Below are 26,351 nucleotides of genomic sequence, written 5' to 3'. Positions count from 1 at the left end.
AAAAAGGTCTTTTATTATGAAAACATTGCTCCCGACGTCTACGGCTGGCAGCCTGCCTAAGCCGACCTGGCTTGCGCAACCTGAAACGCTCTGGTCTCCGTGGAAATTGCAGGATCAGGAATTACTGGCGGGTAAACAGGATGCACTGCGCCTGTCCCTTGACGAGCAGATCCGTGCGGGAATCGATATTGTCAGCGACGGGGAACAGACCCGTCAGCACTTCGTCACCACCTTTATTGAACACCTGAGCGGCGTCGATTTTGAAAATCGCCAGACGGTGCGCATTCGTAACCGCTACGACGCCAGCGTGCCGACCGTGGTTTCTGCCGTTGCACGTCAGAAGCCGGTATTCGTGGACGATGCAAAGTACCTGCGCCAGCTCACGGACAAGCCGATCAAATGGGCCCTGCCAGGGCCAATGACCATGATCGACACCCTTTACGACGCGCATTATAAAAGCCGCGAAAAGCTGGCCTGGGAATTCGCCAAAATCCTCAACCAGGAAGCGCGTGAATTAGAAGCCGCGGGCGTGGATATTATCCAGTTCGACGAGCCGGCGTTTAACGTCTTTTTTGATGAGGTCAACGACTGGGGTATCGCCGCGCTCGAGCGCGCCATTGAGGGTCTGAAATGCGAAACCGCGGTACACATCTGCTACGGCTACGGCATCAAGGCCAATACCGACTGGAAAAAGACGCTCGGCTCAGAATGGCGCCAGTATGAAGAGGCCTTCCCTAAGCTGCAAACCTCTAACATCGACATTATTTCCCTCGAGTGCCACAACTCCCGCGTACCGATGGATCTGCTGGAGCTGATTCGTGGTAAAAAGGTGATGGTTGGGGCGATTGACGTGGCAACCAACACCGTCGAAACGCCAGAAGAGGTCGCCGACACCCTGCGTAAAGCGCTGCAGTTCGTCGACGCCGACAAGCTTTACCCCTCAACCAACTGCGGCATGGCTCCCCTCTCCCGTCAGGTGGCTAACGGTAAGCTGAAAGCGCTCAGCGCCGGCGCAGAAATTATCCGCAAGGAACTCGGCGCGTAATTGCCTTACGTTTGCCAGTACGGCGGCGAGCCGAAAAACGCCACGTAATAATCAATCACCGCCCTGACGTTCAGGGGCGGATGACGTGCGTGAGGATAGATCGCCGCAATATTCAGCGGCTCCGTATTGATAGCGCACGCCATTTTCGGCATAAGAGCGACCAGCTCCCCCCGCTGCAGCCTGTCGCCAATCAGCCAGTCCGGAAACAGGACGATCCCCATTCCACCCAGCGCGGCAATGAGCAGCGACTCCGCATTATTGGACGTCATCAGCGGCGCCACGGGATAGTGCACCCAATTCTCCCCCTTGCGTCGCACAAGCCAGCGATTAGGGCCAGACGAACCGCGATACACCAGGCATTTATGCTGGCTCAGCACGGCCGGGTCGGCCGGTACGCCGTGTTGATGCAGATACGCGGGCGACGCGGCAAGATGGTAGCGCTGCTGCCCGAAGATGCGGGCGTGGAACGTCGAGTCCGTCAGCGTGCCGATGCGAAAAATGAGGTCGGCGGCATCCCGGTGCGGGTCGATAAAGTCATCGGTCAGCGTCAGCTCTATGGTTAACCGTGGATAACGCTCGGCCAGTCCTGCCAGGCCGGGTGCAACGTGCCTCTGTCCAAAAAATACCGGCCCGTTAATGCGTACCGTGCCGGAGGGTTCGGTCGAACGTTCATCCAGCTCCCGACGCGCCTCTTCGAAGTTATCGACCATCGCCCGGGCATAGCGGATAAAAAGATGCCCGTTTTCCGTGGGGATCACCGCCCGGGTATTGCGATAGAACAGCTGCTGGCCGAGCGCGTCCTCAAGCTGATGAATAATCCGCGACACCTGCGATGCAGAAATTCCCTCCCGTCGCGCAACGACGGAAAAGTTCTGCGTTTCATAGACGGCAATAAACAGCAGCAGTGAGCGAAGGTTCATGCTTCCGGCATCTGACATTAATGCATTTCCTGCAAAGGTGTTTCCTGCATTATGGCATTTTTCTCACATGTCTACCGACGTAATCTTCTTCGCCTGATAATGGAGGAAGCATAATGCAGTTTGTATTGATTTTACTGGTGATTGCCGGCGGGATGGGCCTCTCCGTCGAGGCGGGTTTGCTGGGGCCGTTAGGGGGAGAAGTAGGCGATTTATGGGCCACGTTCAGCATTTTCGGGGTCGGCGCCGCGCTGACCTTTCTGCTGATGCTGTTTTTCAGCCCGCGCAACGGTCCGTCGTTTTTCGCACAGCCCGGCTGGCAGTTGCTCGGCGGCGTGCTGGGTCCTGTTTACGTTGTCATTCTGACTGTCGCCACCCCCGCTATCGGCATCGCTCTGACGATGATCGGCATTCTGGCAGGTCAGGTTTTTAAAAGCCTGATCATTGACCACTTTGGCCTGCTGGGTACGCCGCACAGGAAGATAAACGCAAGACGCATCGTGGCGCTGGTTTTTATTATTGCCGCACTGGTACTGGTCGCAAAGGGGTAAACACATGACACTGATGATGATAATTCTCGCCATCTGCGGCGGCGCGACGCTGAGCATACAGGCCGCAATTAACGGACAGCTCGGCAGCAGCGTGGGCGTTTTCAAGAGCGCGTTTCTGACGTTTTCCGTCGGCGCGCTGGTGACCGCCCTGCTCATTTTCTACTTTGAGCCTAAGCAGACGGTCACGCTGCTGGACGTGCCGAAATGGCAGCTTCTCGGGGCGATGTTCGGCGTGCCCTACATTGTGATCATGGTGCTCGCCGTGCAGCGCATCGGCACCGCCGTCGCCACGGTGGCGGTGATATTCGGCCAGCTCGCCATGAGCATGCTGATAGATAACTTTGGCTGGTTGAACAATCCCGCTATTCCGTTTTCACCGAGCCGTCTGGGCGCGGTGGTGTGCCTGGGGATTGCCCTGTACTTCATTTACTCCAGCAGCAAAACCGGCGATGTTCGCGACTAAGCTTACGCCTTCCGGGTGAAGAACAGCGTCACCGTGGCGACGGTGACGCCAAATTTCTTCATCTCGGTTTTATTAAACAGATGCGTTTCATCCTGCAGGTACATCCAGTCATCAAAGTTTAGCAGCCAGGTTTTGCCGTTGGCCTTCACGTTCATGCTGTAATGCCAGTTAAAGGCGTTGCCTGCGGCCTGCCCCGTCGCAACCCCTTCAATATCCCCTGCCGTTCCCTCGTAGCGGTCGTTCCCCACGCGGCGAATGTGCCATACCCGCTGCTGCTTCTCGCCGTCGTCGTAAACGAAGCGCTCGTTCAGCGTCAGCGTATCGCCAATCACGTCCCCGGCAATCTCAACGTGAAAGCGACGTATCTGCTTGCCGCTGCGATCCTGCACCATGCCCCACGCTTCGGTTTTGCCCTGAAAGTAGTTAAAAATATCAAGCCGCGGCTGCTGCTGGCGATACTCGGACACGTCGGTGCTACAGCCGGCCAGCAGCATCGTGAATGCCAGCGCCAGCGTCAGGATTCGTTTCATTTTTGGCCTCCGATTAACTGCTGACGCAGCTCAGGATATTGCGTGCGGGGATCGAGCCAGATGGCCAGAAAGCGGGTGCTGAACGCTTCTGACTGTCGCGGCCCGAGCGGAATAAAGGATTTTTGCGCCGCCGACGCGCGGTACCAGAACTGCCCCTGCTTATCGTTGAGAACAAACGCCAGCTGTGAACCCGGCCGGACATCCGGCCACAGGGACTGGAGCATCCTTAGCCAGGCTTCACTTTGCGGTTCCTGCGTCAGGATCCCCTGCGCCTGCCACTGGTCGCGGGTCGCCTCAACCAGTTCATCGCGATCTATGTCGCGCGCGTAGGTAATAATCAGCGCCTGATCCTGATCGTCCCGGCTGTAACGGCCATCCGGCGTGCGGAGCTGAGAGGTATAGACCGTGAACGGCCCCCAGGTCAGCGTGGCGTCGCCCACCTTGCGCCAGGCCAGCCAGTCGGCGGCCTGAGCACCAGGAACAACCAGCATGAGGCAAAACAGCAGAACCGCAGCCCTCATTTTTGTCTCCCCATTAGCAGGTGGAAAAACAGCATCAGCACCAGCCAGCCCGGCGCCATCCAGCTGACGACGATAAAGGTTGGCTCCAGAAACGTGATGGCGCCCAACCGCTCGCCAATCAGGTAGGCTACCGGGCCTCCCACGGCCGCCAGCAGGGTCAGCAGCCAGCCGGGTAATGTGGTGGTACGCGCAAGCTGCGTCCAGACCACGGCGAACATCAGCCACAATGCCACCATCCAGAGCGGCATCAGGGAGTCACCCGTGAAGGCAATCAGCCCCGTCAACGCCCAGAGCGCATCCAGCAGGCTGCCCGCCGCGGCCAGACCAATGGCGTATAGACGGTAAGCTGACGGCAATAACATACACGCCAGGATCGCCAGCCCGAGCCAGATAATCAGGCCCTGTTCGCGAAACAGCACTACCAGCGCCCAGTAGAGATCGAACGCGACGGCCAGCAGAAAGACCTGAAGGTAGCGTCTCATACGCGCTCGGCGGTCAGCTGCACCACGCTGATGGTGCGGGCGTTAAACCCGGCTTCGCAGTAGCCGAAGTAGTACAGCCACATGCGGCGGAACCGTTCATCAAAGCCAAGCTTTTCAATCTCCTGCCAGGCGTGGACAAAGCGCTGCCGCCAGTGGGCCAGCGTGCGGGCGTAGTCCGGTCCCATGTCGAAGAGATTGCGCACCACGAAATCGGTGTGGCGCGTCATCAGCTCGTTCATCGCCGTAATGCTCGGCAGGAAGCCGCCGGGGAAAATGTAGCGCTGGATAAAATCGACGCTTTTGCTGTAGTCGCGGTAGCGCTGGTCCTGAATGGTGATGGCCTGAATCGCCATCCGTCCACCGGGGCGCAGCCGCGCCTGACAGGTACGGAAGAACGTGGGCAGATAGCGTTGCCCGACGGCTTCAATCATCTCTATCGAGACCAGCTTGTCGTACTGCCCGGTAAGGTCGCGATAGTCGCAGAGCAGTACCTCAACCCGATCCTGCAGCCCGGCGCGGGCAATGCGCTCGGTCGCCCAGATATATTGCTCCTGCGACAGCGTGGTAGTGGTCACCCGACAGCCGTAGTGACGGGCGGCGTATTCCGCCATCGCCCCCCAGCCGGTGCCAATTTCCAGCAGGTGATCACCCGGGTTTAGCGCCAGCTGGTCGCAGAGGCGAGCCATTTTGGCTTGCTGAGCCGCCGTCAGATCCTGCTCGTCCGCGGTAAACAGTGCGCTGGAGTAAAGCAGTTCCTTATCCAGAAAATGGGCATAGAAAGCGTTGCCCAGATCGTAATGGGCGGCAATATTTTCGCGGGCCTGGGCGCGAGAGTTGCGCCGCGTCCAGTGGCGCAGCCGCTCCAGCGGTCGGCCAAGCAGCCGAAACCCGTTCTCCAGACGACCAAGCACCTCGCCGTTGAGGGCCAGAATTTGCAGAAGCGGCGTAAGCTGCGCGGTCTCCCATTCGCCGTCCATCCAGGCTTCTGCGGCGGCAAGGCTCCCGCCCGTTAAGACGCGCCAGTAGACGCCGGGCGTGAGGATCTGCACGTCGGCGTGCAGCGCGGAGGATGTCTCGCCAAAATGGAAGGTCTGCGCCCCTTCACGCAGGGTGAGTGAGCCGCCGCGAATGCCGCTTAACAGACGAAACAGCAGCCATCGCGCGATGCGGACGTTGCGCGGGATATCGGGTTCTAGCGCAAAGACGGGATCGGTCATGAGCGTTCACTCCTGCTGACGGGATGGTTATACAGCGGCATGCGCTTGAGCCACAGCCTCAGCGCCTGCCAGTAAATGGCGAAAACGGTTTTCAGAGTCATCAACGGGATGCGCAGCAGCAGCGCGCGCAGCGCCGGGCGGGTCAGAGGCTCCCTGCGCAGGGCCAGCGTGGCGTCAAAGACCTTCGCCTCCTGATGATTTTCAATGTGCATATGCAACGTGTTGTCCGGGTTGTTGAAGCGCCAGTGGTAGACCATGTCCATTGGGTTGAAGGGGGAAACGTGAAACGCTTTTTCCGTGGGCCGGGCATTTTGCCCGTCGACCGCGTAATAATGGCGCTCGTTCCACGGCGTATTGCGCACCTCCGCCAGCACCCAGCGAAGCGTGTTTTCCTGGTCATAGCAGTAGTAAAAATTGACCGGATTGAAATGAAACCCGAAGTAGCGCAGCTGCGTCAGAAGCATGACCCGCCCTGCGGGACGTTCCCCGGTCAGGCTCTCCAGCCTGTTCAGCACGTTCTCTTTAAGCGGCGTGCCGAGCGGGTAGTCCGCGTCATGGAACGCGGCGGCGGCAAAGCGGTTGCGCCGTACGCCGACGGACGCCAGCAGCGGCAGTTCATCAAGATCCAGCCAGGCCATAAAAACGCCGTAGCTGAATTCATGCGTTTTCGGCTGAAGGCGGCGGTGGCGCAATACGCCGTGATAGAGGCAGCTGTTCATGTCAGTTCCCCTCCCCGGCGGCTATTTCATTGACCACGTCCAGCGCGCTGCGCACGCCGTCTTCATGAAAACCGTTGTACCAGTAAGCGCCGCAGAACCAGCTCCGGTGATGACCGTTGATCTCCCCACGGCGCGCCTGCGCACGCCAGCTTTGCGGGTTAAACAGCGGATGCTCATAGACAAAGCGTTGCAGGACGAAGCGTTCATCCACCGGCTCGTCCGGGTTCAGGGTGACGCAGAACAGTGGGCTGCCCGCAGGCAGACCCTGCAGAATGTTCATGTTGTAGGTGACGCAGGCGCTGGCCTGCTCCTGCGCGCTCAGGCGGTAGTTCCAGCTGGCCCAGGCGCGCTGTCGCACCGGCAGCCAGCGCGGATCGCTGTGCAAAACAACCTCGTTGCGCTGCCAGCCGATATCGCCCAGCACTTCGCGCTCTGAGGCGGTCGGGTCGTCAAGCATGGCCAGCGCCTGGGCGGAGTGGCAGGCAAATATCACCTGGTCGAAGGTGTGGCTGCCGTTTTCAAGCTGGAGCGTGACCCCGTGCGCGTGGCGGCTCACCCGCAGAACAGGCGCGTTCAGGTGCAGCGTCAGGCGGTCGCCCAGTTTTTCCAGCATGGCGCGGATATACTCCCGCGAGCCGCCCGGCACCACGTACCACTGCGGACGCTGGGTGATATCCAGCAGGCCGTGATGGTGAAAGAAGCGCAGGAAGAGCGGCAGCGGGAAACGCTTCATCTCCTGCAGTGACGACGACCAGATCGCGGCCCCCATCGGCAGAATGTAGTGGCGCGCAAAAAACGGCGTGAAGCCGTGCTGGTCCAGAAACGTCTGCAGCGTTGCGTTCGGATCGACCTCCCCTTCAAGCGCCTGTTTCGCCAGGCGGTTAAAGCGGACGATGTCACCGAGCAGCCGCCAGAATGCCGGGTTTACCAGGTTTCGGCGCTGGGCAAACAGCGACGTCAGGGTGTGGCCGTTGTACTCAAGCCCCGTCTCGGGGTTGTGTACTGAAAAGCTCATCTGTGTTTTTTGCCCGCTGATGCCGAGCTCGCTGAGCAGGCCCATAAAGCGCGGGTAGGTGCGGTCGTTGTAGACAATAAACCCGGTATCGATCGCGTATGTGCCCTGCGGCGTTGAGACGTCAACCGTCGCGGTATGGCCGCCGGGCGTGGTGCCCGCTTCAAACAGGGTTACCTGATGATGCCCTGCCAGCCGCCAGGCGCAGGTCAGCCCGGCGATGCCGCTGCCGATAATTGCAATGTTCATGAGCGCACCATCCTGCGCAGCAGCGCGCGCTGCAAAAACGCGGGCAGCCCGGAGAGCAGCCGCAAAATAAGGCCAAACCCGGCCGGAAACGCGATATGCATTTTGCCCTTTGCCAGCCCGGTACGGATCGCCTTGACCGCTTCGTCAACGCTCACCCTGCCCGGCATGGCAAAATCGTTTTTGCGCGTCAGCGGGGTATCGACAAATCCCGGAGAGACGACCGTCACGGCAATCCCCTTTGGCTCCCAGTCCAGACGCAGGCTGTCGGCAAACCAGCTCAGCGCCGCTTTGGACGCGCCGTAGGCCTCTGCCCGCGGGAAGGGAAGCCAGTGGGCCATCGAGCTCACCAGCACCACGCGGTTACCGGCAACCAGCTGCGGCTGCAGCGCGGCCAGGCAGTTCACCGGCCCGAGAAAATTGGTGCTCATGACCCGCTCCACCAGCGCCGCATCCACCACGCCGCCGTCGAGGTATTCGCAGGTACCGGCGCAGAGAATAACCAGATCGGCGTAAACGCTGCTGAGCGCCTGGCGACAGGCGTCCCTGTCTGTCATATCGAACAGGCGAACGGTGAGACTGGGGCAGGTCTGATGTAGCGCTTCAAGCCGCGCCGGATCGCGCCCGCAGGCAATCACGTGGTAGCCGTCAGCAGCAAAGGACTTCGCCAGCCCCGCGCCGATGCCAGAGCTTGCGCCGGTAATCAGCACCGTCTTCATGATTTGACCCTCCGCTTCACGCCGCGTACCGCCCAGCCCAGCAGAGGGAGGTGTTCGTAGATCATCTCTCCCGCATCGTAGAAGTCCCGCTGACGCGTGATGAGATTGTTTTCGGTGTCCACCACCGAACATCCTGGCAGTTCAAGCGGCTCGCCTCCGGCAATGCGCGGATGCGACCAGTGCATTACCCAGGTGACAACAAACCGGTTCCCGCTGCAGAGCGGCGGATCGATAGAAAAACGGCACTGCTCGACGTTTGCCAGCAGATGGGTGAAATAGCGCTGAAGCGCGAAAATACCGTTGTGCTCGCCGAACGGATCGATAAGGGTGGCATTCGAATGGTAAAGCCCGACCAGCGCGGTCGGCGGCTGGCTATCCAGTGCGGCATAGTACTCAATAAACCGACTCACGACAGAGGGCAAAGTGCTCATGGGTCACATCCTGGCTGTAAACAACGTGGCGTAATCGCATAATTAAAACTTACACAATTAACGTTATTTGTCCAAGTTTGTGCAAATTTATTTTTTATTACCCATAAATATCAATAAGTTGAAAGCTCAAACATTTGACGGTTTTGTAGGCCGGGTAAGGTGTAGCCGCCACCCGACTTTCACTTTCAGGTTATCCTTAAGGCAAATTCAGCCGTCATCTTCCAGGCTTATCCTTTTTATTCATAAGGATGCCTGACATGAAACGTTTCTTTCTCTCCCTCTTCTCAAGCCCGGAATCCTTACTGCAGGTGATGAGTCAGCAGGAAATTATTGAAGCCGTGGAAGATGGCGACCGCATCATTATCGACCAGGACGGGAACGCCTCGGTGAACTACAAGAGCAACGAGGTGCGGCAGGACTTTCTGCGTCACGTTAACGCGCTGAAGAGGGCCTGATATGGGAACGGCGATATTTATGGTGCTGATGGTCTGCGGGTACTGGTACACCAGCCGCGATCTGTCGACCCGCTTTAAAATTAAGCGTTCCTTTGGCTGGGACGTCTATTTTCTCGTCGCGCTTTACGGCTGTATTTTCGTTTTGCAGGGCGTAATCGCCACGGGATTGCTCTGGCTGCTGCTGTTCGCCCTTTCCGCCGCCAACAACGCTTTTCACTTTGCCTCACCGAAATACACCGACTGGCAAATCGACTTTATGAACTGGAGTTTTTTAGGTATTCAGGCGCCGGTGGTGGTGATGCTGGCGTTTGCCATTCTGTTTTGCCTCTACCGCTCTAACTGGGCAGGCAGCGCCAGGCTGGACGGCGAGAGCCGGAAAAAGCTCTACAAACGGCTTGCACAGGCGAGCGGGATTGAACAACTGCTCTATCAGTGTATGGAGCAAGGCGAGCTGGCGCAGGTCACACTCCGGTCGCGGCGGATTTACGTCGGTATGATCCACACCGCGACGCTGGAATATGAAAAAACGGCCAATATTGTGCTGATCCCAATGTTGAGCGGGTACCGGGATGCGAAGACGATGGATCTGCGTATCGAGAATAATTACAGCAGGTGGTATGCGGAGCATGACATTACGCTCGACTCTGAACCCCGCAGCGCCATGTCATTCCGCAAGGTGATTTTGCTTAATCAGATTGAGAGCATCTCGCTGTTCGATCCTGCCAGCGCCAGCGCGCTGTCGCTGGCGCAGCGGGACGATAGCCCTGGCCCTAAAGAGACATCCCCATAATTCTGAGTATGCTCTGCTGTGAGGCTGTTTCAAAAAGGACGTTCTTAATGCAGAGCATGCCCTGCTTCTGGTAGAACCGGTACGCTCCCGCGTTCTGCTCAAGCACTTCCAGCCAAAGATAGTCCTTTCCCCTGCTCCGGGCCATGTCGATAATTTTATTGAACATGTCCTGACCATAGTGCTTGCCGGTCTCGGCAGGATCGAGGTAGAGCTTATTGAGGAGAACGCCCCTCTTGTCCGTTTCTGGAAGCATGGCGTCCCAGGTCACTTTCATAAATCCCACAGGCCGATCGGTCTGTGCAATATACCAGGTCACATTCTGCTCTTTCAGGCTCTGTTCAAGTACAGAAACGGCGTACTCGCCGTCCAGAAAGGCCTTCATCTCGGCGTCTGATACCCACAGATGCTGAAAATGGGCGGGGTAAATGCGGTATCCAAGTTCGCTTAAGAGCGCAGAATCGGCCCCGGTGGCCTGTCGAATTCGATGAGTCATGGAAGGTATCCTTACTAGCCGCTTTACGTGTGATGTCGTGCGAAACGAGAAAGACAAAAAAAGTTAAATTCTTGCAGCATATAGTATTGCGGTGAACGACGTTAAGTACACCCGGCTAATGCCCTCTTCAACGGAGCAATGACCTCATCCGTCTCCATGCCCATCTGCACATGAATAATGGCACCGTCAATGAGCAACATGATTTCATTGACGACGTGCTCATCCGCGATCTTCGTCAGCGACGCAATAATATTCTTAGTTTCGATTTTATGATCGCGGCATATCGCTTTTATTTCGCTTTCAATATCTTCGGATTTGGCTTCGGCGCTGGCATTAATAAACGCGCAACCGTGGAACTCGGGCGAAACAAACCATTCGTGAAGCGTTGCGGATAATGCATCAGACGCTGTCAGGCCTGCGTCGAGATGTCGACGCAGCGTAGTTTCAAACCAGTTAATCCATATTTCATGCCGGTACTGTAAGTAGGCAAGAATAAGTAAGCTTTTACCCGGAAAATGGCGATAAAACGTCACCTTCGTCACTTTCGCCTCTTTAATCAGCGTATCTACCCCCGTGGCTTTGAAACCCGTGGAATAAAACAGATCGTGCGCCGTATGTAATATTTTATCCCTGACGCTGATTTTTTTATCGTTGCTCATGACGGGTGTATTCACTTTTCGGCAGCCTCTAAAAGGAGTGTTGACAGCGTTATTTTTCAAGCATAGATTAGCGCAAGTAGACAGATCTGTCTACATAATAACAGACAGAGGTAATCGCAATGAACGCACGTCCTCCTTTACCGCCCTTCACGCGTGAAAGCGCCATCGAAAAAGTCAGACTGGCAGAAGACGGCTGGAATAGCCGCGACCCGGCGAAGGTCGCGCTGGCCTATACGCTGGATACTCAATGGCGCAACCGCGCGGAGTTCGCCACCAACCGTGAAGAGGCGCAGGCGTTTCTGGAGCGGAAATGGAAAAAAGAGCTCGATTATCGTTTGATTAAAGAGCTTTGGGCGTGTACGGATAACCGCATCGCCGTTCGCTATGCCTATGAATGGCATGATGATTCCGGCAACTGGTTCCGCTCGTACGGCAATGAAAACTGGGAGTTTGAACCGGACGGACTGATGAAGCGCCGTTTTGCCTGCGTTAACGATATGCCGATAAAAGAATCCGAGCGACTGTTCCACTGGCCGTTGGGTAGACGCCCGGACGATCATCCCTCATTGAGCGATCTGGGGTTATAGTTTTGTCACCAAAATCAGAGATAGCGCGCATTTCGGTGACCACCTCAGGGCTACCCTATGAGCGGTTTTCAGGAGGAACAAAATATGAAAAAGCTTCTGATATGTTGTTTGTTCGGTAATACCGCAAACGCTCTTGCCAAAAAAATGCAGTCCCTGGCAGAACAAGAAGGCTATCCACTGATGATTAGCGCCGTTGGGCTGGATAACTTCGCCAGCGTCGCCCCCGCTTTCGACGGTTTTCTTATCGCGCCGCACATTCAGTACAAACTCGACGAGATACACGCAACGGTGGGCAATACACGTTCAATCGCCATCATTGAGAGTCTTCCCTACGCGTCTCTGGACGCGAAAAAGGTGTTGAATTTCGTAAAGGAGCAAATGCCTGAACTGGCTGCCTGACAGACAAGGCCGCATCGCTATTGCGGCCTCCTCGCCCCCTCAGACAGATAGATGCCATAGCGCGCGAAAAACAGTGATACACTTACCCCACCTGGTTGATCGTCCCGTCTGAACGGCTCACGACGAAAACGGATGTAACCAAAATACGAAATGGTCACTCGTTGTCAATCGTAGCTCGTCACGCTAAGCTTACATAATGACTAAAACTATGAACGCCCCATCAATACGTGGTCCACTTGACCATTCTGTCAGAGAGCAAATCGTCGAAGCGGCCTTTGAGCACTTCGGTCACTACGGCTATGAAAAAACCACCGTCGCCGAGCTGGCGAAATCTATCGGTTTTTCAAAATCCTATATTTATAAGTTCTTCGATTCCAAGCAGGCTATCGGCGAGGTGATCTGCGCTAACCGCCTGGAGCTGATCATGACGGCCGTGCTTTCCGCCATTGCGGATGCGCCGTCAGCCAGCGAAAAACTCCGCCGTCTCTTTAAAGCACTTACCGAGGCCGGAAGCGAGCTGTTTTTCCACGATCGCAAGCTCTACGACATCGCCGCCGTCGCGTCACGGGAGAAGTGGCCTTCGACGGAAAGGTATACCGAAAGCCTCCTGAAGCTGATTGAGAGCATCATTATCGAAGGCAGACAGGCTGGAGAGTTCGAAAGGAAGACGCCACTGGATGAGGTCACCTGCGCCGTTTACATGGTGATGTGCCCTTACATTAACCCCGTTCAGCTGCAGTACAACCTTGAAACTGCCCCAACGGCAGCGGTACTCCTCTCCTCACTGATTTTAAGAAGCCTGGCCCCCTGATTAGTGACCATTGACTTTATTGGTCACTAATCACAGAATGCGGAAACTGTCCTGTTACTTCAAAAGGGTTTCCCATGCTCAGGCTCACTTCAGCCCGCCTTGCCATATGTCTTCTGCCGTTTGCCCTCGCGGCATGCGGCGATATTGCCGCGAGTGACGATCCACGCACCAGGCCACCGCTTGTCAGATCCGCCTCCGTCGAGATGGCGAATCCAGCCGCTCGCACCTTTACGGGCGTGGTGGTGGCAAGAACGCAAAGCGACCTGGGCTTCAGGGTTCAGGGTAAAATCCTCGAACGTCTGGTGGATACCGGTCAGACTGTCAAAGAGGGCCAGCCCTTACTGCGTCTGGATCCGGTTGATCTGAAATTACAGGCTCAGGCGCAGCAGCGCGCGGTGGATGCTGCCCAGGCGCGGGCGAGAAAAGCCACCAGCGATGAGGCGCGTTATCGCGGTCTTGTGGCAACCGGCGCGGTGTCCGCCGCGGAGTACGATCAGATTAAAGCGGCGGCCGATACGGCCAGGGCGGATCTCAGCGCCGCCCGGGCGCAGGCCAACGTTGCGCAAAACGCCACGGGCTATGCCGTCCTGCTGGCGGATTCAGACGGCGTGGTGATGGAGACGCTTGCCGAACCCGGTCAGGTGGTCAGCGCCGGGCAGGTGGCGATCCGCCTTGCCAGAGCGGGACAGCGCGAAGCGCTCGTGCAGCTTCCGGAAACGCTGCGCCCTGCCGTCGGCAGCGAAGCACGAGCCACGCTTTATGGCCGTGAACAACACCCGGTCACCGCCACGTTGCGACTGCTGTCTGACTCCGCGGATGCCACAACCCGGACGTATGAAGCACGCTACGTGCTGGCTGGCCAGCTGGCGAACGCGCCGCTGGGGGCGACCGTCACGCTCAGCCTTGAAGACCCGAAAGCGGAAGGTCAGGCCATGCAGGTCCCGCTGGCCTCACTCTACGATGCGGGTAAAGGGCCCGGCGTCTGGCGCATTTCCGCCCAGCCGGCAAAGGTCACATGGACGCCGGTTAAGGTGCTGAGCGTGGACGAAGATGCGGTCCAGGTCACGGGCGGCGTGAAGCCCGGGGAGAAGATTGTTGCGTTAGGCGCCCATCTTCTGCACGAAGGTGAAGTTGTCCGGGTTGCAGAACAACGCCATGCCGCTCCGGCGGAGAACGCGCCATGAGCCAAAGTCGCTTCAACCTGTCCGCGCTGGCCGTCCGCGAGCGTTCCGTCACGCTGTTTCTGATCGTTCTGGTGACCATTGCCGGTATTTACGCTTTTTTTGGACTGGGACGCGCGGAAGATCCGCCCTTCACCGTGAAGCAGATGACGGCGATTGCCGTCTGGCCGGGCGCAACCGCGCAGGAGATCCAGGATCAGGTCGCGGAGCCGCTGGAAAAGCGCCTGCAGGAGCTCAAATGGTATGACCGTACCGAAACCTATACCCGTCCCGGCATGGCATTTATCACGCTGTCGTTGCAGGATAAGACCCCGCCAGCCGAAGTGCAGGAGGAGTTCTATCAGGCGCGTAAAAAGCTTGGGGATGAATCCCAGCGTCTCCCGGCGGGCGTCATCGGCCCGATGATCAATGACGAATTCTCGGATGTCACCTTTGCCCTCTTTGCTCTGAAAGCAAAAGGCGAACCGCAGCGGCAACTGGTACGCGATGCCGAAGGCCTGCGCCAGCAGCTTCTGCACGTTCCAGGGGTCAAAAAAGTGAATATCATCGGTGAACAGGCCGAGCGGATTTATATCGCCTTCTCTCATGACCGTCTGGCGACGATGGGCCTCTCACCGCAGGATATTTTCAATGCCCTCAACGACCAGAATGCCCTGGCCGCGGCGGGCGCCATTGAGACCCGGGGCGCGCAGATTTTTATCCGCCTGGACGGCGCGTTCGATGAACTGCAGAAAATCCGCGATACGCCTTTAGTCGCTCAGGGCAAAACGCTCACGCTGTCGGATGTGGCAACGGTTGAACGAGGCTATGAAGATCCCCCGACGATGCTGATACGCAATCAGCATGAACCCGCCCTGCTGCTGGGTGTTGTCATGCGTGAGGGCTGGAACGGCCTGGCGCTGGGTAAAGCGCTGGATGCGGAGACGGCGAAAATCAATGATAGCCTGCCGCTTGGCATGACCCTGACCAAGGTCACCGACCAGTCCGTGAATATCCGCTCGTCGGTCGATGAGTTTATGATCAAATTCTTCGTCGCCCTGCTTGTGGTCATGGTGGTCTGTTTTGTCAGCATGGGCTGGCGCGTGGGGGTGGTGGTCGCGGCGGCGGTCCCGCTGACGCTGGCGGTCGTCTTCGTGGTGATGGAGGCCGCGGGAATAAACTTTGACCGCGTCACGCTGGGCTCCCTGATCCTCGCCCTCGGCCTGCTGGTTGACGATGCCATTATCGCCATCGAAATGATGGTGGTGAAGATGGAGGAAGGTTACGACAGAATCAAAGCCTCAGCCTACGCCTGGAGCCACACCGCCGCGCCGATGCTGGCCGGTACACTGGTGACGGCGATTGGCTTTATGCCGAATGGGTTTGCCCAGTCGACCGCCGGGGAATACACCAGCAATATGTTCTGGATTGTCGGCCTCGCTCTGATTGCCTCATGGTTTGTTGCGGTGGTGTTCACGCCGTATCTGGGGGTGAAGATCCTGCCGGCGATCCCCAAAGTGGAAGGCGGCCATGCCGCCATCTATAACACGCCTCGCTATAACCGTTTTCGCCAGCTGCTTGGCCGCGTTATCGCCAGAAAATGGCGCGTGGCCGGGTCCGTAGTCGCCATTTTCATTCTGGCCGTGCTTGGCATGGGGCTGGTAAAAAAACAGTTCTTCCCGACCTCCGATCGCCCGGAAGTGCTGGTTGAAGTACAGATGCCTTATGGTACCTCGATTGCGCAAACCAGCGCTGCTACTGCAAAAATAGAAGCGTGGCTGAGCAAGCAGCCAGAAGCCAAAATCGTCACGGCCTATATTGGTCAGGGCTCGCCCCGTTTCTATCTGGCAATGGCCCCCGAGCTGCCCGATCCCTCTTTTGCGAAAATCGTGATCCTGACGGACAGCGAGACGTCACGCGAGGCGCTCAAGTTCAGGCTCAGGGAGGCCGTCGCCAGCGGCCTTGCGCCCGAAGCCCGCGTGCGGGTGACGCAGCTGGTGTTTGGCCCCTACTCGCCTTTCCCGGTTGCCTGGCGCGTGTCGGGGCCGGATGTCAAACAGGTGCATGACATCGCCGAACGGGTGAAAGCCGTGCTTCAGGCAAGCCCGATGATGAGAACCGTCAATACCGACTGGGGGTCACGCGTTCCCGTATTGCATTTCACCCTCGATCAAAACCGCCTGCAGGCGACCGGCTTAACCTCCAGTGCCGTTGCCGGGCAGCTTCAGTTCCTGCTCTCAGGCGTGCCTGTCACCTCCGTGCGGGAAGATATTCGATCGGTAGAGGTCGTTGCCCGCGCGGCGGGTGATATCCGCCTTGACCCGGCAAAAATCGAAGGCTTTACCCTGGTCGGCAATGCGGGACAGCGCGTGCCACTGTCCCAAATTGGCAAGATAGAGGTCGGCATGGAAGACCCGGTCCTTCGCCGTCGCGATCGCACCCCCACGATTACCGTACGGGGCGATATCGCCGACAATCTTCAGCCGCCGGACGTGTCGGTCGCCATCATGAAGCAGCTCCAGCCGATCGTTGATTCGCTACCGGCCGGCTACCGCATTGACATGGCGGGGTCGATTGAGGAGTCGGGCAAAGCCACGCAGGCCATGTTACCGCTCTTCCCGATCATGATTGCCCTGACGCTGCTGATCATCATTTTGCAGGTGCGCTCACTCTCCGCGATGGTCATGGTGTTCTTAACCGCGCCGCTGGGGCTGATTGGCGTTGTGCCGACCCTGCTGATATTTAATCAGCCGTTTGGCATCAACGCGCTGGTCGGCCTGATCGCCCTCTCCGGCATTCTGATGCGCAATACGCTGATTCTGATCGGTCAAATCGATCATAACCAGAGGGACGGCCTCGATCCGTTCCAGGCGGTGGTCGAGGCGACGGTCCAGCGAGCGCGGCCGGTCTTACTCACCGCCATGGCGGCCGTGCTGGCGTTCATTCCCCTGACGCATTCGGTGTTCTGGGGCACGCTGGCCTGGACGCTGATCGGCGGCACGCTGGGCGGGACGATCATTACGCTCGTCTTCCTGCCCGCGATGTATGCGATCTGGTTCCGGATCCGCCCGGCTGAACAACGTGTGCAGCATACCACTGAAAGCGTGTAAACTACCATCAGTAGATAACTGACCTGAGGCAAGCATGGTTATTAAGCGCTTAAGAAAAGAGGACCGCCGCGTGCAGCTGCTGGAGGTTGCGCGAGGGATCGTGCGTCAGCAAGGCACGGAGGCGTTGACCCTTGGCTATCTGGCAGAACGGGCCAACGTGACCAAGCCTATCCCCTACGACCACTTTGGCGATCGTGAGGGGCTGCTGATGGCACTGTACCAGGACTATAGCGATCGGCAGCTGGCGAAATTCAGGGAGACGCTGGCGGTAGACAGCAAAACGCTGGAGAAGACGATCCGCTTTTTCAGCGCGGCCTATATCGACTGTGCCATTGCCGCCGGGCCTGAAACCGGGCCAATCGCCGCGGCGCTGTCCGGTTCTCGCGCGCTGCAGACGTTTCGGGAAGCATGCGTGGCCGATTGCGCCGACTGCCTGCGCACCGCACTTTCTCCTTTTATCGTCTTAAAAGGCGTTCAGGGAGAAGCGGTACTGACGGCCATCATTGGCGCGGCGGAGGCGCTCAGCACCTCGGCGGGCAACGGCGTGCTCGCCCGGAATGTGGCAGAAGATATGCTCTGCGGCGTCATGACTGGGGTGCTGGAGACCTACGCGAATAGCACAAAATGATCGCCGGGGGCGGATTGACACCTAAGTTACCAATAGTAATATAGGCATCACTTCTCCCCCATCTGGAGGCCGCTATGTCTGCAACCCATGCTATTAAAAACGCGCTGATCGTGACGGCACACCCGATCGACAATTCGTTATCCCATACGCTGGCAGCCCGTATTGCCGGGAAATTACGCGAGGAAGGTACGCAGGTTGAGATCGCCGATCTGCATTCTGAAGGGTTTAATCCGGCGATGACCCGCGCCGATCTCGATTTGTATCACGGCGATCCGAGCGCCCTCCCCGACGATATTCTGCGCGAGCAAAAGCGAGTCGAGCGCGCGGATATGCTGGTATTCGTCTTCCCGGTGTACTGGTGGTCGGTTCCCGCGCTGTTGAAAGGCTGGTTCGATCGCGTGTTAACCCTGAACTGGGCGTATAAGGTGGCCGACGACGGCCGGATTGTGGGCAACTTACGTGATGTTCCCGTCCGCCTGATTGCCACCGGCGGTAGCGATCTTACCGGGTTCGACAAGCACGGCTATTCGACGGCGATCCAGACGCAGATAATCGAAGGGGTATTTGGCTTCTGCGGGTTGAAGAACGTTAAGCTCGAAATCCTTTACCAGGCAGATACGGCTACGCCTGAGCAGGTTGAGGAATTCCTGAACGAGATCCGCGACCTAAAATAATATCGGCTATCCAGACAGCAACGGCGTGCCTCCTTCGCCAAAAGGAGGCACGAGTTCTCGATGTTACTAACCGTCAGGGATCCTGCTGGCAAACCGGAACTCTCTTTCTTGTGATTATTCAAAAAATAACGAGAAAAGGCCTATCGTCATCACTACACTCATAATCACCTGAATCAAAATAATAAAAAAAGCGATCCCACCCAATATTGTGATTTTTCGACGCAGAATGAAAGTTATGCCGGAAAGTACAGCACTGAACAGAATGGCTTTAAGTATATAGGAAAGCGGCACCATGGCCGGGTGACCGGTCTGCACTCCAGCAAGCCCAATGAGACCCAGTAAAAAATTACCGCAAATTCCCCATCCCCAGAAAGTCATCGGTAAGCTCAACTGCCCCGCGACTAAGCTTTTCAACATACGCACATCCTTTTTGTGATTTTTTTATTGAAACACAACGGTTTTTATCCAGTCTCTCGCACAGTTGGATTGTGCTAAAGGTCGAACCGACAAACCCGCATCTAACAAATATGTTGGTATGATTTTAGTCATATTTACATGCATATTGATGGTATTGAAAAGAACTCTCGGTGGCAATTCAGAGAAGGTAATTTCCACCCTCGATACTCGACATATCAGCGAAGGTATTAATATGTTTTGCATCGATACGACCTGCCGGGCCGCGCCGGAGCTGGGTTTCAGGACGGTATTAATTTCAGATGCGCATATCACAATGGATAATGACTATTTATCCGCCAGCGACATTATTGCCCATCGCAACAGCACGCTGGCCGGTCCGTTTGTGACGCTGTCGACTGCTCGTGACTGGCTTTTTAGTACGGTGAGTTGACTCAGGTGAGCGCTTATCTTTTTACCCGGCTCGCCTTTCCGCGCGCCGGGCACATAAGAGAATAATTACAGGGTAAAACCACCGTCACCCACCTGTGCCTGAGCGTACCATTGCATCAGCTTCTCGGTGCCGGGCTCGTTTTCTGCCGGTGACCATGGGGCGGTATCATGCTCGGGCACGGGCTGATACGCCCCGTATTTAACCTCAAAAATGACGCCGCCTCTATCCAGCGACAGCACGGCATGCCAGGTTCCGGCATCCATCTCCAGGACTTTACACTCTTCGCCTAACACCACGCGCCGGGTCACGTTTCCGCTGTCGTCAAAATTCAGCACCAGAAAGCGACCACTCAGCGCCGTCAGCAGTTCAAACGTGTGCGGATGGCGATGGGGGCGGACATAGGTACCGGGTTCCATTGCAATGGCTAAGCGCTGCACCGGGTCGCTCAGGTCAGGGTGTAAATTACGGTGCGCGCGTAAGCGAGGAGAATGTGCGGCCTGCTCGCTTTGCTGCTGCAGGTCACTGAAAGTAATCTGTTTCATATACACCTTCAGGTATGTGGGCTGTCTGCGGCAACCCGGTTGCCGCAGGACGTTATACCATCCTGAACGGTCGAGGAACGATGGGATTTGTGAAACAAATCGCTACCGGGTGAGTGGTCAATCCCCCGGCAGGGAGCTCATCAGTAGAACTGACATGTAAACCGCCATTCCCCTTCTGATGACCGGTGAAAGTAACCGATACCGTTATCCGCCCACATCCAGCTTACTTTTTCTTCTGACCCAACCTGAAAAACAAACTCTTCGATTCCCACACCGTGTTGTATCTCAGTCGGAAATCCCCCTACCTTGGTTCCCCTGTAACGGTTGAAATCTTCAAAAAAACTATCACTGGCCTGCTCATCATCATTTACGCAAGAGAGATCAATAATATCCCAGGCATCTTCCCATCCTGGTGCATCGTCAATGACACTCAGCCATTGAACTGGAAACGGCCGATACGGCGTGTCCAGTTCAGGCAATGGCTGAAGCCCTTCAAGGCTGGCATACTCGCGAATTAACCATCCTTCACCGTGCGGTTCGTCAAAGGGATGTTGTTCCAGATTGTGAAATAACACCAGAAGGGCTATGCCCTTCAACTGGTCAGGAATAACAGGAAGCTCGTCGACCCTGATCTGAAGAAGTGGAAACATTGGTTTGCCCTTCCAGGTGGGTAATCCTTCATCTGCACGAGAAACACCCTTCAGAAACCATGACGTAATGGGATCTTCAGGCGGCCGGAACCCACCGACCTGCGCGACCGATGCGGGTCTTAGCCTGGTCCGGAGTTCTTCTAAAACTGACGCACTCTCTAATCTCATGTTTGCTCGCCTCTGTAGACGCTTGTCGGATAGATATTCTGCTGTTCATTGTAAGATAATCATCACAGCTGGAGAATCTCATTGAATAATAAAACCTATGTTGAGTAAAACTCACATTGATTCCCACTATTTCTCGTTTTTCAAACGTAATCACATTGAAATACCATCCCTTCATTCCCGGTCTATTCCTGACCTGGAACAGAGAGCAAAACTCAAATAATAAATACACCTGCATGCATATGGAGTACGTATGACACTCGATGTTTTATTTCATCTAATGAAAATGATCTCACCTGAAAAAAACATCGCGGGTGAAAATATTCATGCGCTAATAACTTTTCTTTCATCAGAAAACGATAGCGCTGAGGTTCTTTCGCCCTTTATTCATCGACTGCATCTTCTGTCTTTCGCCCAAAGCAATCCGGGTAACGCCGAAGAGTTGCTCTCTGCGCATTTGCCCAAAGAAGATGGGCTCCTTCCGCTTCTTGACTTCGCGGACTGGCCAAGGGTGCGCTACGCCGCTTCAGGCGAAGTTCAGACGCCTGAATCTGAGAAGTACTTCCGTGAAATGACATCGGCTACCAATCTGTTACGTTCTGCGCTAATCGAAGCTGAACGCGCAAAGGGAACGCCCACGCTTTATATACTGGATAAATTACTCAACCTGAACAGCGCCCTGCCGGAAAGATATAAAAAGATGGCAAATATTCCCTACGCATAAATACGTACACTATGCGGAATATCTCCCTGTTAATATTCCGCTATTTATTAAATCCGCTTTTCATTGAAATCAAGACAGACAATATCCAAAGAAGGCACCACTGGCGCATTAAGGTTAAGCCAGGCCAGCAACCGTTCAATACTCTGTCCTCTGAGCGAATTTTTCGGCCAGACAAGATAGTAACCGTCCCCTGTTGCTATCGCCTCCCGGAAGGGCAGCGCGAGCAGGCCGCTTTTCAGCGCGTCGAGCGTGAGCCGGAGATCGGCCATCGCCACGCCGTGTCCGTGCATGGCCGCAAGGCTTCCCTGCTCCAGGGTGTCGAACACGATCCCACCGCTCATGTCGAGGCCGGGGAATAAGCCCGTCCTTTTCAGCCAGCGCTTCCAGTCCCGTCGGTCCGGTGACGGATGAATAAGATCGCACTCAGGAAGCTGATGCCGGGCAGGCTCCAACAAAGACGGCGTACAAACCGGAATAAGCCACTCGCTGAACAGCAGCCTGCTCTCCGTTGATTCGCCGAAATAGCCGTTACCGAGGAGGATCGCACAATCGTAGGGCTCGCGGCTGAAGTCAACCGTGTCGAAGTCCATCCAGACGCTGGCGATTTCGATTTTCGGCTTCGCATGATTCTCCCGAAAGGATTTAAGCACATTGAGAAGCCATCGCATCGTCAGGGTGCTGGGGGCTTTGAGGCGCAGAAGATGGTTTTCACTTTTGAATGCGCGACAGGCCCACTCAATATTCGAGAAACTTTCGCTAAGCTGCCCGGCCAGAATACGCCCGGCGTCGCTGACCTCCACTCTCGGTCCCTGCCGTTTAAACAGCTCGCAGTCGAACCACATCTCAAGCGTGCGGACATGCCTGCTGACCGCCCCCGGCGTGATATTCAGGACTTCAGCCGCTTTGCTGAACGAGTTCAGCCGTGCGGCAACTTCGAACGCGCGCAGCGCATACAGTGGCGGTAAAGACATACATTCCCTTTTTGGAAGGTGTAATCATACAGTTTTTGTATTATCGGCACTCGGTGACCTTTCACCCCATTCCTCAGCCGGAAACGTCAGCAGCAGCCCTCTGAGCAGAGACTCAAGCTGCGCGCGTTGCGCCTCAGAGAGGTTTCTCAGCAGCGCATTCTGCGTTTCCGTGTGCACGAGCAGCGCCTGTTCGATACGAGCCTGCCCGTGCGGCGTCAGGCTGACGAGCGTGCTGCGCTTGTCATCAGGATCGGCAATCCGCCTGATAAGGCCTTGTTGTTCAAGATGGTTGAGCCGGTTCGTCATCGCCCCTGAGGTGATCAACAGGGATGTATACAGCTGCGTGGGCGAAAGGCAGTACGGCTCCCCGGCGCGACGCAGCGTGGCGAGGACGTCAAACTCGCCCTCGCGAAAGCCAAACGGCGCCATGGCCTGCGCGCGTTCTTTTCCCAGGTGCTTCATCAGCCTGAGCATTCGGCCAAAAATTTTCATCGACGAGGCGTCCAGCTCAGGCATGGCGCTGCTCCACTGGCCAACAACGAAGTCTACATGGTCTTTCATCTTCACCCCGGATAGCGTGGGAATTTATCGAGTTGTGCGGTACATCTTACACAAAAACAGATTTTATCTTAACGTTAAGATAAATGCTCGCGGCAATTTGCCTGGGCCATTCACAACCGAAAAGGATGCCATGTTGAAACGTACATCACCATTACTCTTCGCCGTTATCGCTTTTATCGTTGGGCTGAACCTGCGCCCCATTCTGGCCTCGGTCGGCCCTCTTTTCTCCGTGCTGCAGCGCGAAGCGGGGCTGAACGCGACGCAATTCAGCCTGCTGACTACCCTGCCGGTGGCGATGATGGGACTGGCTGCCCTGTGTGGCCCCTGGCTTTTAGCCAGGATCGGTGCCGTCAGGGGAATTATGCTCGGGCTGTTCATCTTGCTGGTAGCCTGTTCATTACGCGGTTTTAGCACCTCGCTGACGGGTTTGATGGGTACCGCGTTACTGGGTGGGGCCAGCATCGGCACGATCCAGGCGTTAATGCCTGCCCTGATAAAAAAGGCGTATACGCAAACGGCCAGCACGATCATGTCGCTATTCAGCACGGGCATTATGGCCGGTGCGGCAGTCGCCGCCGCCAGCGCCGAGCCGCTGTTTTCATGGCTCTCGCTGAAGCACGCGCTGGCTATGGCAGGCGTGCTCGCGCTGCTGGCACTGATGCTGTGGTTACCCCTGGTTAAACAGTCTGAAGGGGAACAAACAGCACATGAATCCGTTACGCTCTCTTCCTCCCGGACTGGACTCCTTCTGCTCTTTTTTGGCGTGGGGACGGGTGCCTACACGCTGGTCTTAGCCTGGCTGCCCCCGCTCTATATTCAGGCAGGATGGTCCGCACGCAGCAGCGGCTATATGCTGGCCTGGCTGACCTTAACCGAGGTGGCCGCCGGGTTTGCCGTCTCCGCGCTGATCGGTAAATTCCCCGACCGCCGTGTTCCGCTGATAACTGTACTGTTACTGCTGCTGGCGGGATTACTGTGTCTGGTCTTTGCGTCGGGCACCACGCCGGTCTTATCAACCTTGCTGCTTGGCATCGGTATCGGCGCCCTCTTCCCGCTGTCGCTTATCGTCACGTTCGATCATGCGCGAACGCCCGCGCAGGCCGGGAAGTTACTGTCTAAAGTTCAGGGAGGAGGATATATGATCGCCGCGCTAATGCCGTTAATTGCGGGGATCGTTAGCGACAGCGCTGTTTCACTGACCAGCGCATGGCTGGTGATGAGCGCGGGAGTCGTGCTTTTGATTGCTATAGCGCTGAAATTTAAGCCTGTCGTGAGCGAGCAGACACGACCTTCCTCTGAAGCCGGTGCAGGGGAATAGTGATTATCTGCTCCCTGAGGAAGGCCGCTTGCGAGTCATGCTGCAAATCCAATAAAGGAAGTCCCTAAGAACCCGTTTACAATGACTAAAGACCTGGGGTTGCCATTAGACAATTTACTTAAGTTTATAACTCCCGTCATAAACTTACCACCCTCTCCTTTATCTTCAGGTAATATTATTTGTAATTTTGGAATATGTCCAAAATCAACCTGAGAGCCTTTAAGGGCATCAATGACCTGATCTGTTACATCTATATAGTCGCCAGAAGTAAGTATCAGAGGACCATAATGTATTATTTTCAACCCATTTTTATCGCATATATTTTTTGCCGTCTCTATTGTCTTTGTATAGAGGAGGTTTCTTGCAGAATAGCGTGCCATTCGTAATGATTTTTGCAAAAGCAGTTGATCCAATTCACGCAACTCGTTTAATTTATCCGTATCAATTTTTTCATACAATTTATGCGCCTCGTCATTTGCTTCTTTAAGCACGCTGGCAACGTTATCCAGATAGGCTTTTTCTTGAAGGGACAATCCTGACTGTGTCAGAACTACCTTCATATCGACATAACCAACACTCAGCTTCTTTTCGTTTGCATCACACCCGTTTAATAGCATAACAGTAATAAATAAGGCTGTTTTAAACGGTGTTGAATACTTAATTTTTGACATGGTCATAGCCTCATGAACCAAATGATGACAAGAAATACAGGAACTCATGCTTGCTTTTTATTCCCATCCTCATTTTTATCCTTGATAGTAGTTGATAAATTGTCTTATCACTTTTATTCATTCGTATAGCGACATCTTTCACGCTCGCTCCAGCGGAAATGGATCTAATAACTTCAAGTTCGAAAGCATTCATAATAGCTTTCGAACGTTTAAAGCTTGACTGGTAATGATTATGTGGTATTAAATCATTTTCCTTACAAACACAGGGAGACATCAGTTTAACCTTCAACAATTCAATCGCCATGTACCTGGATATCGTTATGGATTTTGATACCAGAGTACTATGAATATTGACACCGGTTGAGTTTGAAGGCTGAATGAAAACAATTTTTTCTTTAGCGTTTTTTAAAATGTTGTATAAGTTCCCATAGAGTGCTGGTACATAACTCATCATATCAATAAATACAAAGTCGTATCTTCTGTAAAAAAGCGCATTATGATTGACTGAATCACACGCATTGTGAATTGATACAAGCTTCACACTTTCTGAATACGTTTCCTCTAAAATATGCCTAACACCTTCTGCCCAAAAATTATCGGCTCCAATAAATAATATCACCATCTCAAATCCCTGTTTAATGACTGTAAGGCAGTCCTTTCAAGACTGCCTCTTCCTGAATTATTTTGAGGTTTTATTTTTAGGACTTATGACGTCCTTATTCTCTTTAGCCGCTTCAGCAGGTTCAGGCTTCGGACTGGTGACAGAGATGGAAGGCAGAGGGCCAAAGTCTGCTTTAACATCTTTAAGCGCTTCTGTGACATTAACCGTTAAATTGGTATCGTCTGCCGAGGCGAGGATCAGCGAACCGTCCATCACGATACGCAGCCCTTCCTGTTGTCTGACCTTCTCTATCGCCTGGCGGGCCTCCGCCAAAATGCTGTTTCTGGCAGACTGCCCTGCTTCAGCCAGCACGCGACGAAGCATAATTTGATCGGCCTGGCGCGCTTTTTCTCTTTGGTCTTTGTCCATTTTTTCATAAAGTTTTCCGGCTTCGGTTTCGGCCTTTTTCAGCGCATCTACAACCAAATCCATGCGCTCCTTTTCCTGCTGCGCGAGTCCTGACATTGACAAGACCGCTGCCAGGTCTACATAAGCAACATCATTTCCTTTTTTCTTCATATCACATCCTCCCAGCAGCACCACAGACAGTGCCATAATGATCATATAAAACGTAAAAAACTGACGGGTTGTCTGGCTCATTTATTTACCTCTTCCCTCGAAT

General features: G+C 55.4%; 33 protein-coding genes and 1 pseudogene. 15 read left to right on the top strand and 19 right to left on the bottom strand.

What is annotated here, in order from left to right:
- Positions 1–16: 16 nt before the first annotated feature.
- Positions 17–1,045, top strand: a complete 1,029-nt coding sequence (locus IM314_RS01285) for a methionine synthase (RefSeq protein WP_041910105.1) — start codon at positions 17–19, stop codon at positions 1,043–1,045.
- 5 nt (positions 1,046–1,050) lie between these two features.
- Here IM314_RS01285 and IM314_RS01280 read toward each other — a convergent pair whose 3' ends face one another.
- Positions 1,051–1,983: a LysR family transcriptional regulator gene (locus IM314_RS01280; RefSeq protein ID WP_193358273.1), complete on the bottom strand. Its 933-nt coding sequence runs from the start codon at positions 1,981–1,983 to the stop codon at positions 1,051–1,053.
- A 95-nt stretch (positions 1,984–2,078) separates the two neighbouring features.
- Between IM314_RS01280 and IM314_RS01275 the strand changes: the two genes are divergently transcribed.
- On the top strand, positions 2,079–2,513 hold the full coding sequence (locus IM314_RS01275) for a DMT family transporter (RefSeq protein WP_193358274.1): 435 nt from the start codon (positions 2,079–2,081) through the stop codon (positions 2,511–2,513).
- Positions 2,514–2,517: 4 nt separating this feature from the next.
- Positions 2,518–2,976 carry a DMT family transporter gene (locus IM314_RS01270; protein WP_193358275.1) on the top strand — a complete coding sequence of 153 codons (459 nt, stop codon included), beginning with the start codon at positions 2,518–2,520 and terminating at the stop codon, positions 2,974–2,976.
- Positions 2,977–2,978: 2 nt separating this feature from the next.
- On the opposite strand, the gene IM314_RS01265 is transcribed toward IM314_RS01270, so the two are convergent.
- Genes IM314_RS01265 through IM314_RS01230 form a run of 8 tightly spaced genes read right to left on the bottom strand, consistent with a single transcriptional unit; the run spans position 2,979 to position 8,853 of the window.
- Positions 2,979–3,506 carry a DUF3833 domain-containing protein gene (locus IM314_RS01265; protein ID WP_193358276.1) on the bottom strand — a complete coding sequence of 176 codons (528 nt, stop codon included), beginning with the start codon at positions 3,504–3,506 and terminating at the stop codon, positions 2,979–2,981.
- Positions 3,503–4,027 (bottom strand): hypothetical protein, encoded by a 525-nt coding sequence (locus tag IM314_RS01260; RefSeq protein ID WP_048956423.1) that lies wholly within the window; start codon positions 4,025–4,027, stop codon positions 3,503–3,505. Before IM314_RS01260 ends, IM314_RS01265 begins: the two co-directional genes overlap by 4 nt.
- Positions 4,024–4,509 carry a DUF2878 domain-containing protein gene (locus IM314_RS01255; RefSeq protein WP_153655919.1) on the bottom strand — a complete coding sequence of 162 codons (486 nt, stop codon included), beginning with the start codon at positions 4,507–4,509 and terminating at the stop codon, positions 4,024–4,026. The genes IM314_RS01260 and IM314_RS01255 overlap by 4 nt, the downstream gene beginning before the upstream one ends.
- Positions 4,506–5,726 (bottom strand): cyclopropane-fatty-acyl-phospholipid synthase family protein, encoded by a 1,221-nt coding sequence (locus IM314_RS01250; protein WP_060573023.1) that lies wholly within the window; start codon positions 5,724–5,726, stop codon positions 4,506–4,508. Before IM314_RS01250 ends, IM314_RS01255 begins: the two co-directional genes overlap by 4 nt.
- A complete protein-coding gene (locus IM314_RS01245; RefSeq protein WP_193358277.1) occupies positions 5,723–6,445 on the bottom strand; it encodes a DUF1365 domain-containing protein in 723 nt (240 codons plus the stop codon). The genes IM314_RS01250 and IM314_RS01245 overlap by 4 nt, the downstream gene beginning before the upstream one ends.
- Position 6,446: 1 nt before the next feature.
- Entirely contained in the window at positions 6,447–7,706 is a 1,260-nt protein-coding gene (locus IM314_RS01240) for an NAD(P)/FAD-dependent oxidoreductase (protein WP_193358278.1), read from the bottom strand.
- A complete protein-coding gene (locus IM314_RS01235; RefSeq protein ID WP_193358279.1) occupies positions 7,703–8,422 on the bottom strand; it encodes an SDR family NAD(P)-dependent oxidoreductase in 720 nt (239 codons plus the stop codon). The genes IM314_RS01240 and IM314_RS01235 overlap by 4 nt, the downstream gene beginning before the upstream one ends.
- Positions 8,419–8,853, bottom strand: a complete 435-nt coding sequence (locus tag IM314_RS01230) for a nuclear transport factor 2 family protein (RefSeq protein WP_028013056.1) — start codon at positions 8,851–8,853, stop codon at positions 8,419–8,421. The genes IM314_RS01235 and IM314_RS01230 overlap by 4 nt, the downstream gene beginning before the upstream one ends.
- A 257-nt stretch (positions 8,854–9,110) precedes the next feature.
- Here IM314_RS01230 and IM314_RS01225 point away from each other — a divergent pair, with 257 nt between their 5' ends.
- Positions 9,111–9,308, top strand: a complete 198-nt coding sequence (locus IM314_RS01225) for a hypothetical protein (protein WP_008502331.1) — start codon at positions 9,111–9,113, stop codon at positions 9,306–9,308.
- Position 9,309: 1 nt separating this feature from the next.
- Positions 9,310–10,098, top strand: a complete 789-nt coding sequence (locus IM314_RS01220) for a hypothetical protein (protein WP_041910130.1) — start codon at positions 9,310–9,312, stop codon at positions 10,096–10,098.
- Here IM314_RS01220 and IM314_RS01215 read toward each other — a convergent pair.
- Entirely contained in the window at positions 10,079–10,591 is a 513-nt protein-coding gene (locus tag IM314_RS01215; protein WP_041910132.1) for a GNAT family N-acetyltransferase, read from the bottom strand. The two genes, IM314_RS01220 and IM314_RS01215, sit on opposite strands and share 20 nt — an antisense overlap.
- Positions 10,592–10,692: 101 nt before the next feature.
- Entirely contained in the window at positions 10,693–11,250 is a 558-nt protein-coding gene (locus tag IM314_RS01210; protein ID WP_227008533.1) for a TetR/AcrR family transcriptional regulator, read from the bottom strand.
- A 119-nt stretch (positions 11,251–11,369) separates the two neighbouring features.
- Here IM314_RS01210 and IM314_RS01205 point away from each other — a divergent pair, with 119 nt between their 5' ends.
- The 7 genes from IM314_RS01205 to IM314_RS01175 all read left to right on the top strand — a co-directional run bounded on the left by IM314_RS01205 (position 11,370) and on the right by IM314_RS01175 (position 18,619).
- Complete coding sequence (locus tag IM314_RS01205; RefSeq protein ID WP_193358280.1) at positions 11,370–11,837, top strand: nuclear transport factor 2 family protein; 468 nt, start codon at positions 11,370–11,372, stop codon at positions 11,835–11,837.
- 84 nt (positions 11,838–11,921) lie between these two features.
- On the top strand, positions 11,922–12,236 hold the full coding sequence (locus tag IM314_RS01200) for a PTS sugar transporter subunit IIB (protein WP_047365488.1): 315 nt from the start codon (positions 11,922–11,924) through the stop codon (positions 12,234–12,236).
- 196 nt (positions 12,237–12,432) lie between these two features.
- Complete coding sequence (locus IM314_RS01195) at positions 12,433–13,047, top strand: TetR/AcrR family transcriptional regulator (protein WP_041910138.1); 615 nt, start codon at positions 12,433–12,435, stop codon at positions 13,045–13,047.
- 74 nt (positions 13,048–13,121) lie between these two features.
- Positions 13,122–14,231: an efflux RND transporter periplasmic adaptor subunit gene (locus IM314_RS01190; protein ID WP_193358281.1), complete on the top strand. Its 1,110-nt coding sequence runs from the start codon at positions 13,122–13,124 to the stop codon at positions 14,229–14,231.
- On the top strand, positions 14,228–17,317 hold the full coding sequence (locus tag IM314_RS01185; RefSeq protein ID WP_193358282.1) for an efflux RND transporter permease subunit: 3,090 nt from the start codon (positions 14,228–14,230) through the stop codon (positions 17,315–17,317). Before IM314_RS01190 ends, IM314_RS01185 begins: the two co-directional genes overlap by 4 nt.
- 34 nt (positions 17,318–17,351) lie before the next feature.
- Complete coding sequence (locus tag IM314_RS01180; RefSeq protein WP_193358283.1) at positions 17,352–17,945, top strand: TetR/AcrR family transcriptional regulator; 594 nt, start codon at positions 17,352–17,354, stop codon at positions 17,943–17,945.
- Between the two features lie 74 nt (positions 17,946–18,019).
- On the top strand, positions 18,020–18,619 hold the full coding sequence (locus IM314_RS01175) for an NAD(P)H-dependent oxidoreductase (protein WP_193358284.1): 600 nt from the start codon (positions 18,020–18,022) through the stop codon (positions 18,617–18,619).
- A gap of 114 nt (positions 18,620–18,733) precedes the next feature.
- Here IM314_RS01175 and IM314_RS01170 read toward each other — a convergent pair whose 3' ends face one another.
- Positions 18,734–19,036 carry a hypothetical protein gene (locus IM314_RS01170; RefSeq protein ID WP_193358285.1) on the bottom strand — a complete coding sequence of 101 codons (303 nt, stop codon included), beginning with the start codon at positions 19,034–19,036 and terminating at the stop codon, positions 18,734–18,736.
- 235 nt (positions 19,037–19,271) lie between these two features.
- On the opposite strand from IM314_RS01170, the pseudogene IM314_RS01165 reads away from it, so the two are divergent.
- A pseudogene (locus tag IM314_RS01165) lies at positions 19,272–19,466 on the top strand (cysteine hydrolase); the annotation flags it as partial.
- Positions 19,467–19,531: 65 nt separating this feature from the next.
- On the opposite strand, the gene IM314_RS01160 reads toward IM314_RS01165, so the two are convergent.
- Both IM314_RS01160 and IM314_RS01155 read right to left on the bottom strand, forming a co-directional pair.
- A complete protein-coding gene (locus IM314_RS01160; protein WP_193358286.1) occupies positions 19,532–20,008 on the bottom strand; it encodes a WbuC family cupin fold metalloprotein in 477 nt (158 codons plus the stop codon).
- 140 nt (positions 20,009–20,148) lie between these two features.
- The gene (locus IM314_RS01155) at positions 20,149–20,826 is read right to left on the bottom strand and encodes a DUF1963 domain-containing protein (RefSeq protein WP_193358287.1); all 678 of its coding nucleotides are present in this window, start codon (positions 20,824–20,826) and stop codon (positions 20,149–20,151) included.
- Between the two features lie 250 nt (positions 20,827–21,076).
- Between IM314_RS01155 and IM314_RS01150 the strand changes: the two genes are divergently transcribed.
- Positions 21,077–21,547, top strand: coding sequence for a hypothetical protein (locus IM314_RS01150; RefSeq protein WP_041910156.1), 471 nt, complete (start codon positions 21,077–21,079; stop codon positions 21,545–21,547).
- Between the two features lie 47 nt (positions 21,548–21,594).
- On the opposite strand, the gene IM314_RS01145 is transcribed toward IM314_RS01150, so the two are convergent.
- Complete coding sequence (locus tag IM314_RS01145) at positions 21,595–22,518, bottom strand: LysR substrate-binding domain-containing protein (protein WP_041910158.1); 924 nt, start codon at positions 22,516–22,518, stop codon at positions 21,595–21,597.
- A 24-nt stretch (positions 22,519–22,542) separates the two neighbouring features.
- The gene (locus tag IM314_RS01140) at positions 22,543–23,079 is read right to left on the bottom strand and encodes a MarR family winged helix-turn-helix transcriptional regulator (RefSeq protein ID WP_047365263.1); all 537 of its coding nucleotides are present in this window, start codon (positions 23,077–23,079) and stop codon (positions 22,543–22,545) included.
- A 130-nt stretch (positions 23,080–23,209) separates the two neighbouring features.
- Between IM314_RS01140 and IM314_RS01135 the strand changes: the two genes are divergently transcribed.
- Complete coding sequence (locus IM314_RS01135) at positions 23,210–24,397, top strand: MFS transporter (protein WP_047365265.1); 1,188 nt, start codon at positions 23,210–23,212, stop codon at positions 24,395–24,397.
- Between the two features lie 35 nt (positions 24,398–24,432).
- On the opposite strand, the gene IM314_RS01130 is transcribed toward IM314_RS01135, so the two are convergent.
- Genes IM314_RS01130 through IM314_RS01120 form a run of 3 tightly spaced genes read right to left on the bottom strand, consistent with a single transcriptional unit; the run spans position 24,433 to position 26,329 of the window.
- Positions 24,433–25,068 (bottom strand): hypothetical protein, encoded by a 636-nt coding sequence (locus tag IM314_RS01130; protein WP_193358288.1) that lies wholly within the window; start codon positions 25,066–25,068, stop codon positions 24,433–24,435.
- 10 nt (positions 25,069–25,078) lie between these two features.
- On the bottom strand, positions 25,079–25,690 hold the full coding sequence (locus tag IM314_RS01125; RefSeq protein ID WP_047365269.1) for a LuxR C-terminal-related transcriptional regulator: 612 nt from the start codon (positions 25,688–25,690) through the stop codon (positions 25,079–25,081).
- A 57-nt stretch (positions 25,691–25,747) separates the two neighbouring features.
- Complete coding sequence (locus IM314_RS01120; protein WP_048956397.1) at positions 25,748–26,329, bottom strand: hypothetical protein; 582 nt, start codon at positions 26,327–26,329, stop codon at positions 25,748–25,750.
- Positions 26,330–26,351: the final 22 nt, after the last annotated feature.

Source organism: Enterobacter cloacae complex sp. P42RS (assembly GCF_014930595.1).
GTDB classification, from domain to species: domain Bacteria; phylum Pseudomonadota; class Gammaproteobacteria; order Enterobacterales; family Enterobacteriaceae; genus Enterobacter; species Enterobacter bugandensis.
This window is presented reverse-complemented; position numbering and strand designations above follow the sequence as displayed.